The sequence below is a fragment of the Mesorhizobium sp. M1A.F.Ca.ET.072.01.1.1 genome (assembly GCF_004023325.1).
In the GTDB taxonomy this organism is placed as follows: domain Bacteria; phylum Pseudomonadota; class Alphaproteobacteria; order Rhizobiales; family Rhizobiaceae; genus Mesorhizobium.
This window is the reverse complement of sequence record NZ_RZSF01000263.1, coordinates 1-9,704: the sequence shown is the minus strand read 5'-3', so window position 1 is coordinate 9,704 and position 9,704 is coordinate 1. Positions and strand designations below refer to the sequence as shown.

Sequence of the window (9,704 nt, the reverse complement as noted above, 5' to 3'; positions counted from 1 at the left end):
ATCGTCTCCGGTATCATCTTCGGCGCGATCGCCGCGCACTGAGCGGGGAATGGTCCGAAAGACGGGAAGGCGGCCGCGCGGCCGCCTTCTTTTTGTCTGTGAAAAGCGGGTACGATTGGGCTTATCGAGTCGTCGCGCCCAAGCGGCTTGATTATATGGAGGGTAAACGAGCCTTTCCCGATGCGCTTTCCACCCGCCTTCCTCGACGAGATACGCGACCGCGTGCCGATTTCTTCGGTGATCGGTCAACGCGTTTCCTGGGATAGGAAGAAGTCCAACGCATCGCGCGGCGATTATTGGGCGTGCTGCCCATTTCACGGCGAAAAGAGCCCGTCGTTCCACTGCGAGGACAAGAAGGGGCGCTATCACTGTTTCGGCTGTTCGGTCTCGGGTGATCATTTCAAGTTCCTGACCGAGCTCGACGGCATGAGTTTTCCCGAAGCGGTCGAAAGGATCGCCGAGATGGCCGGCGTGCCGATGCCGGTGCGCGACGCCCAAGAAGAAAAGCGCGAGAAGGAACGCGCCAGTCTGACCGACGTCATGGAGATGGCGACGGTCTTCTTCCAGGAGCGCCTGCAGGGACCGGAGGGCGCCAAGGCCCGCGCCTATCTGCGCGACCGCGGTCTGACGCCGGCGACGCAGCAGTCCTTCCGGCTCGGCTATGCGCCGGACAGCCGCAACGCGCTCAAGGAATACCTCGCCGCCAAGGGCGTGCCGAAGGCCGATATCGAGGCCTGCGGACTCGTGCGGCATGGCGACGACATCCCGGTCTCCTATGACTGGTTCCGCGACCGCATCATGTTCCCGATCCCGGATTCGCGCGGCAGGATCATCGCCTTCGGCGGTCGGGCGCTGGCGCCGGACGCTTTGGCGAAATACATGAACTCGCCGGAGACCGAGCTCTTCCACAAGGGCAACGTCCTCTACAATTTCGCCCGCGCCCGCAAAGCGGTGGCCAAGGGCGGCACGGTGATCGCCGTCGAAGGCTATATGGATGTGATCGCGCTGGCACAGGCCGGCTTCGAGAATGCCGTGGCGCCTCTCGGCACCGCGCTCACCGAAAACCAGCTCGAGCTTTTGTGGCGCATGGCGCCGGAGCCGGTGCTGTGCTTCGACGGCGACCAGGCCGGGCTGAAGGCCGCCTGGCGCGCCGCCGACCTTGCCCTGCCGGCGATCCAGCCCGGGCGCTCGGCACGCTTCGCGCTGCTGCCCGAAGGCAAGGACCCCGACGATCTGGTCAAAGCGGATGGGCCGGACGCGTTCCGCGCGGTGCTTTCGGAAGCGCGGCCGCTCGCCGATCTTCTGTGGATGCGCGAGACGGCCGGCGGCGTGTTCGAGACGCCGGAGCGGCGGGCGGAGCTCGAGAAGACGCTGCGCGAGCTTACCGGCCGCATCCGCGACGAAAGCCTGCGCTACCACTATCAGCAGGAGATGCGCGAGCGCGTCCTAAGCTTCTTCGGCTCGCAGCGCGGCGCGCGGCAAGGCCTACACGGGGGACGCCAGGACGGCCGGCCAGGCGAGCGCGGCAGAGGTTCGGCGCCAGGCGGGGCGTTTGGCCGGAGCGCTGCGGGCGCGCGCACCGCCATCACCGAAAGCCTCGGCCGCTCGGCGCTGGTCAAGCGCACGGGCGAGGCCATGTCGGTGCGCGAGGCGACGATCATCGTGGCGCTGGTCAACCATCCGCCGCTGATCGACGAGAATTTCGCGCATGTCGAATTCCTCGATCTTGCCAATTCGGATCTCAGGCGGCTGCATGCAGCCATCCTCGACGCGATGGCGCATGACGCGGCCGACGACCGCGGCGCGGTCATCGCCACCATCGAGCGCGCCGGATGCGGCGACATCTGGGAACGCGCCGTGGCGTTGATCAAGCGGGCGCGGCAGTGGCCGGCGCTCGAAACCGCGGGACTTGACGATGCCCGGGACGCCTTCAACCAAGCGCTGCACTTGCAGCGTAGCGCGCGCACCTTACATAGGGAGCTGAAACAGGCGCAGGCGGCGCTCGATGCAGACCCGTCGGACGAAAACTTCCGGCATCTCGTCGAGATTCAAGCGCAATTCAACGATGTACAGGCAACGGAAGCGCTGATCGAAGGGTTCGGCGTTTCGTCGGGCAGGGCTGGGCGCGCTTAGGCCCAGGTCGGCCCGAAATGAAGTGGAAATGCTCAAGGCGCGTCGATTCGACGCCTCTAAGTCGGGCAATTGATTCGCTTTTTTCATGCGAATCATGCCAGAGGCGCTTGACCTTCTGGCAGATTGGCGGAATCAGGACGATTCGAAACGTTAACCGTGCCCGGCGTCGGTGGGAAATTTTGAGCGATGTAAGGTTCTGGCGACTGGACAGGCAAAAGGCCTGCCACAGATACCAGGGTTAATCTGGACTTAATGCATGTCGCCCAAAAGTGGAACCGGTTTTGGGGCAACGACAGGCAGCAAACAAAAGAGATGATGCGGTCACTGGCCCGGTAAGAAGCGTTCTGGGGCGAGCGCATCCGGTTTGACCGGTCCGGCAGCTTACGCGGCTTCGATTACGGCCGCTTGGAGACGACAAAGAATGGCGACAAAGGAAAAGGAAGAGGTCGAGACCGAACGTGAAGGCGCCACAGATGGCCCGCTGCTCGACCTTTCCGATGATGCTGTCAAGAAGATGATCAAGGCCGCCAAGAAGCGCGGCTATGTGACCATGGACGAACTGAACTCGGTGCTGCCCTCGGAGGAAGTGACATCCGAGCAGATCGAGGACACGATGGCCATGCTGTCCGACATGGGCATCAACGTCGTAGAGGACGACGAGCAGGGCGAGGAGGCGGAAGGCGGCGACGCGGGCGCCGACTCCGAGGAAGACGCCAACGAGCTTGCCGAGCAGACCGGCACCGCCGTTGCCACCACGACCACCAAGAAAGAGCCGACCGACCGCACCGACGATCCGGTGCGCATGTATCTGCGCGAGATGGGCTCGGTCGAGCTCCTGTCGCGCGAGGGCGAAATCGCGATCGCCAAGCGCATCGAGGCCGGCCGCGAGACGATGATCGCGGGCCTATGCGAGAGCCCGCTCACCTTCCAGGCGATCATCATCTGGCGCGACGAGCTAAACGAATCGAAGATCCTGCTGCGCGAGATCATCGACCTCGAGGCGACCTATGCCGGCCCCGAGGCCAAGCAGGCGCCGGTCGTCGAACGCGTCGAGGAAGCGCCCAAGGCCGAAGAGAAGCCGCGCGGCCGCTCGGCGGCGCGCGAGGAAGAAGACGACATCACCAATGTCGGCGGCGACACGCGCGGGCTGGAAGAAGAGGAAGACGACGAGGACGAGGCAAGCCTGTCGCTGGCCGCGATGGAAGCGGAATTGCGCCCGCAGGTGATGGAGACGCTCGACGTCATCGCCGATACTTACAAGAAGCTTCGCAAGCTGCAGGACCAGCAGGTCGAGAACCGGCTGGCGGCTGCCGGCACGCTTTCGCCCAGCCAGGATCGCCGGCTGAAGGAGCTCAAGGAGCAGCTCATCAAGGCGGTGAAGTCGCTGTCGCTCAACACCGCGCGCATCGAAGCGCTGGTCGAGCAGCTCTACGACATCAACAAGCGCCTGGTGCAGAACGAGGGCAAGCTGCTTCGGCTCGCCGAAAGCTACGGCGTGCGCCGCGAGGAGTTCCTCAAGGAGTATCAGGGCTCGGAGCTCGATCCGAACTGGACCCGCTCGATCGCGAATCTCACCTCGCGCGGCTGGAAGGAATTCACCAAGAACGAGAAGGACGCGATCAAGGAACTGCGCGCCGAGATCCAGAACCTCGCCACCGAGACGGCGATCTCGATTCTGGAATTCCGCAGGATCGTCAACCAGGTGCAGAAGGGCGAGCGCGAGGCCGCGATCGCCAAGAAGGAAATGGTGGAAGCGAACCTTCGGCTCGTCATCTCCATCGCCAAGAAGTATACCAATCGCGGCCTGCAGTTCCTGGACCTGATCCAGGAAGGCAATATCGGCCTGATGAAGGCGGTCGACAAATTCGAGTACCGCCGCGGCTACAAGTTCTCGACCTACGCGACATGGTGGATCCGGCAGGCGATCACCCGCTCGATCGCCGATCAGGCGCGCACCATCCGCATTCCGGTGCACATGATCGAGACGATCAACAAGATCGTCCGTACCTCGCGCCAGATGCTGCATGAGATCGGCCGCGAGCCGACGCCGGAAGAGCTGGCAGAGAAGCTCGCAATGCCGCTCGAGAAAGTGCGCAAGGTGCTGAAGATCGCCAAGGAGCCGATCTCGCTCGAAACGCCGGTCGGCGACGAGGAGGATTCGCATCTCGGCGACTTCATCGAGGACAAGATGGCGATCCTGCCGATCGACGCGGCGATCCAAGCCAATCTGCGCGAGACGACCACGCGCGTGCTGGCTTCGCTCACCCCGCGCGAGGAGCGTGTTCTGCGGATGCGCTTCGGCATCGGAATGAACACCGACCACACGCTGGAAGAGGTCGGCCAGCAGTTCTCGGTCACCCGCGAGCGTATCCGTCAGATCGAGGCCAAGGCGCTGCGCAAGCTCAAGCATCCGAGCCGCTCGCGGAAGCTGAGAAGCTTCCTGGACAGCTGAGCGGAAACGCAACATACGAAAAAGGGCGCCTCGGCGTCCTTTTTCATTTCCTGTCATTTGTTATGCCGCCTTGCCGGGCTTGCTCAACAGGAGGATAATTTCAGGGTCGGATGCATTTTGTGGGCGACAAGCCGGATGCCCGCCCCGGACGCCGGTCGCAACTGCCAGGCGTCGCGCTCCGTGGCTCCCGGTGGGAGGTGTGCCATGACAACCTACATCGTGCTTATCAACTGGACCGAATTGGGCGCCAAGAACGTGCGGGAGTCGCCGAAGCGGCTCGATGCCGCCAAGAAGCTGCTCGGTGAAATGGGCGGATCGTTCAAGGCATTCTATCTGACCATGGGCGAATGCGACATGGTCGCCATTGTCGAAGCGCCGGACGATGCCGTGCTTGCCCGCTTCGCGCTGATGTTGTCGTCGGGCGGCAATGTCAGGACGCGGACGATGAAGGCGTTTCCGGAATTCGCCTACCGCGAGATCATCAGTTCGCTGGGGTAGAGCGCCGGAAACAGCCCGGCTCGATGCTGTTGCGGTGCCGCGCTCGGTCGCCGATAGTCGCGCGATGCCTGAACCGTTGCTGACTGTCTGGTACAACACACGCTGCCCGGTCTGCGATGCCGGCATCAAGCGCCAGAAACGGCGGCTGATTGAAGCGGTCAAGTCCGGCCGCGTCGAATTCCGCGACATCAATTTCGAACCGCAAGCGCTTTCAGCCTTCGGCGCCTCGCTCGAGGATGTTCGCCGGCGGCTGCATGCGACCGATGCCGAGGGCAAGCTGCTGCTCGGTGCCGATGTGGCGATCGCCGTTTGGCGGCTCACGCCTGGCGAGGGATGGCTGGCAACCCTATTCGGCAATCCGGCCGTGCTGCGGCTGACGCGCTTTGTCTATGATCGCTTTGCCGATCTTCTCTACGCCTGGAACCGCCGCAAAGGCCGCTGGTAGCCGGTTTTCGCAGCGGCGTGGCGTCGCATTTCGACCGCCTGGCGAGTTCGCTTGGCGTAAACCAAGATACATCGTAAGATATATCTTGACTCGACCCGAGCCGCCGCTTACTTAAGATATATCGTAAGATAGAACTCAAGGAGCGATCCATGCACAAGCATAGTCCCTTCGGGCACAACCATTTCGGTCAGCGCATGTTCATGCACATGGCCGGTCCTTTCGGCGGTCGCGGCGGCGGCTTTGGTCCCTTCGGGCAGGGCATGCGCGGCGGCGGCCGCGGCGGTCCGGGCGACATGTTCCGCGCCGGCCGGATGCTGGCCGACGGCGATCTCAAGCTGATCACGCTGTCGCTTCTGGCCGAGGCGCCGCGGCACGGCTACGACATCATCAAGGCGCTGGAGGAACGCACCAGCGGCATCTACAGCCCGAGCCCGGGCGTGGTCTATCCGACGCTCACCTTTCTCGAGGAGGCCGGCTATGCCGTCTCGTCAAGCGAAGGCAACAAGAAGGTGTTCTCGATCACCGAGGCGGGCAGGGCGCATCTCGAGCAAAATCGCGAGATGATCGATCACGTGCTCGACCATCTCGAGCGGTTTGGCCGCAAGATGGCCAAGGCGCGCGACTGGTTCGGCTGGAACGACGAGGGCGAGGACGGCGGCCGGCGCGGCCGTCACGAAAAGCGCGACCGGTTCCGCGCACTGCGCCACCGCCTACGCGCCGCGCTCAGCGACATCGTCGATGCTCCGGAGGACAAGCAGGCCGAGGCGATCAGCATTCTGGAAGACGCCGCCGCAGCGCTCGAAGCCCTCTCACGTCGATGAGTCGCCCCGGGCACTGAAGGAGCTATTGCTGGCTCGCCCAACGATCGTCAAAGCGGGATGACTTCCAAAAGTCATCCCGTTTATCTTTGTGAGCATGCTCTTCCCGAAACCGCTGCACCGTTTTCGGGATCATGCTGTAGTGAAAATCGTCCTGCGGCACGCTATGTGATGCCAGGACGATTTGCCGTTGGAGGATGCGCTATGTCTTTTCTGAAACGTCTTTTCGGCGGCGGCGGTGGTGAGGCGACGGACACCGGAGCCGCGAAGCCGGCAAAGCAGGTCGAGCACAAGGGATTCCTGATCAGCGCCACGCCCTACAAGGCGGACGGCCAGTACCAGACCTGCGGCGTCGTCTCCAAGGAAGTGGACGGCGTGATGAAGGAGCACCGCTTCATCCGCGCCGACCGTTTCGCCGGGCTGGACGATGCGGTCGACATCTCGATCAAGAAGGGCATCCAGCTCGTCGACGAGCAGGGCGAGCGGATGTTTGGATAGGCGTTGCCGCGGGGTCCGTTTTTGTCGGGATCAGAACGCGACTTTGTCGCCGCCCTTCAGCTGCAAGATCTGCCGCGCCTCGTCGGGCGTGGCGATCGAGGCGCCGAGGCCCTCGATGATCTGGCGGACCTTCGTTACTTGTTCGGCGCTCGAGCGGGCAAGCTTGCCCTTGCCGATCCATAACGAGTCCTCCAGGCCAACCCGCACATTGCCGCCCAGCGCGATCGCCTGCGTGGCGATCGGCAGTTGGTGGCGGCCGGCGCCCAGCACCGACCAGTGATATTCGTTGCCGAACAGCCGATCGGCCGTGCGCTTCATATGGGCGACGTCCTCCGGATGCGTGCCGATTCCGCCGAGGATGCCGAACACGCTCTGGACGAAGAACGGTGCCTTCACCAGCCCGCGCTCGACGAAATGCGCCAGGGTATAGAGATGGCCGATGTCGTAGCACTCGATCTCGAAGCGCGTGCCGTTGTCGGCGCAGGTGCGCAATATGTGCTCGATATCGCCGAAAGTGTTGCGGAAGATCCGGTCGCGCGACGATTCGAGATAGGGCCGCTCCCACTCATGCTCGAACGTCTTGAAGCGCTCCAGCATCGGAAACAGCGCGAAGTTCATCGAGCCCATGTTGAGCGAGGCGACCTCGGGCGCGAAGACTTTCGCGGGCCTGACGCGTTCCTCCACGCTCATCGTCGCCGCACCACCGGTGGTGATGTTGACGACGCAGTTGGAGCGCTGCTTGATGACCTGCAGGAAAGGGGCGAACGCCTCGGTCGACTGGTCGGGGCGTCCGTCGACCGGATTGCGGGCATGAAGGTGGACGATCGCGGCACCCGCCTCGGCCGCCTCGATAGCGGCGGTCGCGATCTCCTCGGCCGTCACCGGCAAGTGCGGCGACATTGACGGCGTGTGGATCGAGCCTGTGACCGCGCAGGTGATGATGATCTTGTTCTGGCTTGCCACTTTTTGATGCCCTGATCTGATCTCTTCGCTATTCGGCCGCGCCCTGTTCGACCGCGTCCTGTTCGACCGCTTGGGTGATGCCGGCAATGAACCGCTTCGACAGCACGACATAGAACAGGGTAATCGGCAGCGCCGCCAGTGTCAGCCCGGTGAACAGCTAGTCGGCGGTGAATCCGACGAACACCGTCAGGCCCTGGGGCAGTTTCCTCAAATTGTCGAAGGTGATCAGCACCAGCGGGAAGAAACAGTCGTTCCAGATCGGGACGGCTTGACGAACATGCAAGAAAGGCAGGCGCCAATCGGCGCCCGCCTTGTCATTCTCAGGGTATCTTCATTCTCAGGGCAATGATTACGCGGCCACGGCGATCCCGTCCGCGTTAGCAGCCGCGGCAGCGATCGCATCCACCTTGGCGGTCGCCTTGGCAAGCGCGGCGGTAACCGCGTCGGCGCCCATGCCGACGCCTTCGACGCGGATCACTTCGACGTCCGTCATGCCCAGGAAGGCAAGCACGCCGCGCAGGTAGGGGATGGCGTGATCCATCTGCACCGCGGCACCCTCGGAATAGATGCCGCCCGAAGCAAGCACGATATAGACCTTCTTGCCGGCGACCAAGCCCTTCGGGCCATTCTCACCATAAGCAAAAGTCCTGCCCGAGCGTGCGACGTGGTCGATCCACGACTTCAACGTCGAGGAAATGTTGAAGTTGATGAAACCGGTGGCGAGGATAATCGTGTCAGCCGCGAACAGCTCGTCGAGCACCGCATCGGATACGCCGACCACCTCGGCCTGACGCGGGCTGCGTGCCTCGGCCGGGGTGTAGATGCCGGTGGCATAGTCAGGATCGATATGCGGCAGCGGATCGGCGACCAAGTCGCGCACGACAAGTGTGTTGGACGGATCGGCGGCGACCAGCTTCTGAGCAAGATCGGTGGCGACGCGGGTCGAGTGCGAGGCGGCGCCGCGCGGGCTGGAGGTAACAAGCAGTATGGACATGGCGGTGTCCCCTTTGGGTTGGATTGACTTTCCCGTCCAATATGGGGTTGCCGCTCTATCCGGAAAACTGGTATTATTTGCATAGTATCCATCGAGAATGTGGATTGATCATGCAGCCAAATCCGACGCTCGACCAATTGCAGATCCTGGTGGCGGTGGCCGACACCGGCAGCTTCTCGGCCGCGGGGCGCAAGCTAAACAGGGCGCAGTCGGTGGTGAGCTACGGCATCGCGAACCTGGAAGCGCAACTGGGCCTGAAACTGTTCGAGCGCGAAGGCCTGCGCGAGCCCCAACTGACCGATGTCGGAAAGGCCATGCTGGAGGACGCGCGGCGCATGATCGGCGTGCTGCAGCGCATCCGCTCGCGCGCCGACGGCTATAGGCAAGGGCTGGAGGCGGAAGTGAGCCTGTCGGTCGACGTGGCGCTGCCTTCGCCGGCGCTCGTGCGGGTGCTCAAGGCTTTCGAGGCCCAGTTCCCGGCGGTGATGCTGCGCCTCTATATCGGTTCGCTCGGCCTGATCGTCGATCAGGTCGTCAACGGCCAGTCGGACCTCGGCTTTGGCGGCCTGCAAGGCGATGCGGACGTCAATCTGCTGCGCATCGGCTTCATCTCGCTGGTGCCGGCTGCCGCACCCGACCACCCGCTGGCGAAACTGCCGAAGCCAATTGCGATCGAAGATCTGCGCGACCACATCCAGCTTGTCGTCTCCGACCAGTCGGAGCGGACGCGGGGCCGCGACTATGGCGTGTTTGCCTATCGCACCTGGCGGCTGACGGACGTGCGCACCAAGCACGCCCTGATGCGTGAGGGTCTCGGCTGGGGCGGGCTGCCGCGCTGGCTGATTGCCGACGACATCGCCAGCGGGCGGCTGGTCGAGCTCGATCTCGAGCCTTATCGCGAGG

Annotated in this window: 10 protein-coding genes; 7 read left to right on the top strand and 3 right to left on the bottom strand. The window is 63.4% G+C overall.

Annotated features, from left to right (window positions below; all coding sequences use genetic code 11):
* Positions 1 to 180 precede the first annotated feature (180 nt).
* The 6 genes from dnaG (at position 181) to EOA32_RS27590 (ending at position 6,844) form a co-directional block, all read left to right on the top strand.
* A complete protein-coding gene (gene dnaG / locus EOA32_RS27615; RefSeq protein ID WP_128373399.1) occupies positions 181 to 2,133 on the top strand; it encodes a DNA primase in 1,953 nt (650 codons plus the stop codon).
* 421 nt (positions 2,134 to 2,554) lie between these two features.
* The gene (rpoD, locus tag EOA32_RS27610; protein WP_066994612.1) at positions 2,555 to 4,585 is read left to right on the top strand and encodes an RNA polymerase sigma factor RpoD; all 2,031 of its coding nucleotides are present in this window, start codon (positions 2,555 to 2,557) and stop codon (positions 4,583 to 4,585) included.
* 204 nt (positions 4,586 to 4,789) lie between these two features.
* Entirely contained in the window at positions 4,790 to 5,083 is a 294-nt protein-coding gene (locus tag EOA32_RS27605; protein ID WP_066994615.1) for a GYD domain-containing protein, read from the top strand.
* A 64-nt stretch (positions 5,084 to 5,147) separates the two neighbouring features.
* Positions 5,148 to 5,528, top strand: coding sequence for a DCC1-like thiol-disulfide oxidoreductase family protein (locus EOA32_RS27600; protein ID WP_189407419.1), 381 nt, complete (start codon positions 5,148 to 5,150; stop codon positions 5,526 to 5,528).
* A gap of 149 nt (positions 5,529 to 5,677) precedes the next feature.
* On the top strand, positions 5,678 to 6,349 hold the full coding sequence (locus EOA32_RS27595) for a PadR family transcriptional regulator (RefSeq protein ID WP_128373398.1): 672 nt from the start codon (positions 5,678 to 5,680) through the stop codon (positions 6,347 to 6,349).
* Positions 6,350 to 6,550: 201 nt separating this feature from the next.
* Complete coding sequence (locus EOA32_RS27590) at positions 6,551 to 6,844, top strand: HlyU family transcriptional regulator (protein ID WP_067326794.1); 294 nt, start codon at positions 6,551 to 6,553, stop codon at positions 6,842 to 6,844.
* A 30-nt stretch (positions 6,845 to 6,874) separates the two neighbouring features.
* On the opposite strand, the gene EOA32_RS27585 is transcribed toward EOA32_RS27590, so the two are convergent.
* The 3 genes from EOA32_RS27585 to EOA32_RS27575 form a co-directional block, all read right to left on the bottom strand.
* Positions 6,875 to 7,807 carry a 3-keto-5-aminohexanoate cleavage protein gene (locus EOA32_RS27585; protein WP_067326797.1) on the bottom strand — a complete coding sequence of 311 codons (933 nt, stop codon included), beginning with the start codon at positions 7,805 to 7,807 and terminating at the stop codon, positions 6,875 to 6,877.
* Between the two features lie 157 nt (positions 7,808 to 7,964).
* On the bottom strand, positions 7,965 to 8,090 hold the full coding sequence (locus EOA32_RS40660; protein WP_280940543.1) for a hypothetical protein: 126 nt from the start codon (positions 8,088 to 8,090) through the stop codon (positions 7,965 to 7,967).
* Between the two features lie 66 nt (positions 8,091 to 8,156).
* Complete coding sequence (locus EOA32_RS27575; protein ID WP_066994627.1) at positions 8,157 to 8,801, bottom strand: FMN-dependent NADH-azoreductase; 645 nt, start codon at positions 8,799 to 8,801, stop codon at positions 8,157 to 8,159.
* A gap of 110 nt (positions 8,802 to 8,911) precedes the next feature.
* Between EOA32_RS27575 and EOA32_RS27570 the strand changes: the two genes are divergently transcribed.
* Positions 8,912 to 9,704 (top strand): LysR family transcriptional regulator (locus EOA32_RS27570; RefSeq protein WP_145971366.1); only part of this gene is annotated, 793 nt, incomplete at its 3' end.

What these genes read in the sequence shown, in the direction of transcription:
- dnaG (WP_128373399.1), top strand. Translation starts at nt 181, where the DNA reads ATGCGCTTTCCACCCGCCTTCCTCGACGAGATACGCGACCGCGTGCCG.
- rpoD (WP_066994612.1), top strand. Translation starts at nt 2,555, where the DNA reads ATGGCGACAAAGGAAAAGGAAGAGGTCGAGACCGAACGTGAAGGCGCC.
- EOA32_RS27605 (WP_066994615.1), top strand. Translation starts at nt 4,790, where the DNA reads ATGACAACCTACATCGTGCTTATCAACTGGACCGAATTGGGCGCCAAG.
- EOA32_RS27600 (WP_189407419.1), top strand. Translation starts at nt 5,148, where the DNA reads ATGCCTGAACCGTTGCTGACTGTCTGGTACAACACACGCTGCCCGGTC.
- EOA32_RS27595 (WP_128373398.1), top strand. Translation starts at nt 5,678, where the DNA reads ATGCACAAGCATAGTCCCTTCGGGCACAACCATTTCGGTCAGCGCATG.
- EOA32_RS27590 (WP_067326794.1), top strand. Translation starts at nt 6,551, where the DNA reads ATGTCTTTTCTGAAACGTCTTTTCGGCGGCGGCGGTGGTGAGGCGACG.
- EOA32_RS27575 (WP_066994627.1), bottom strand. Translation starts at nt 8,801, where the DNA reads ATGTCCATACTGCTTGTTACCTCCAGCCCGCGCGGCGCCGCCTCGCAC.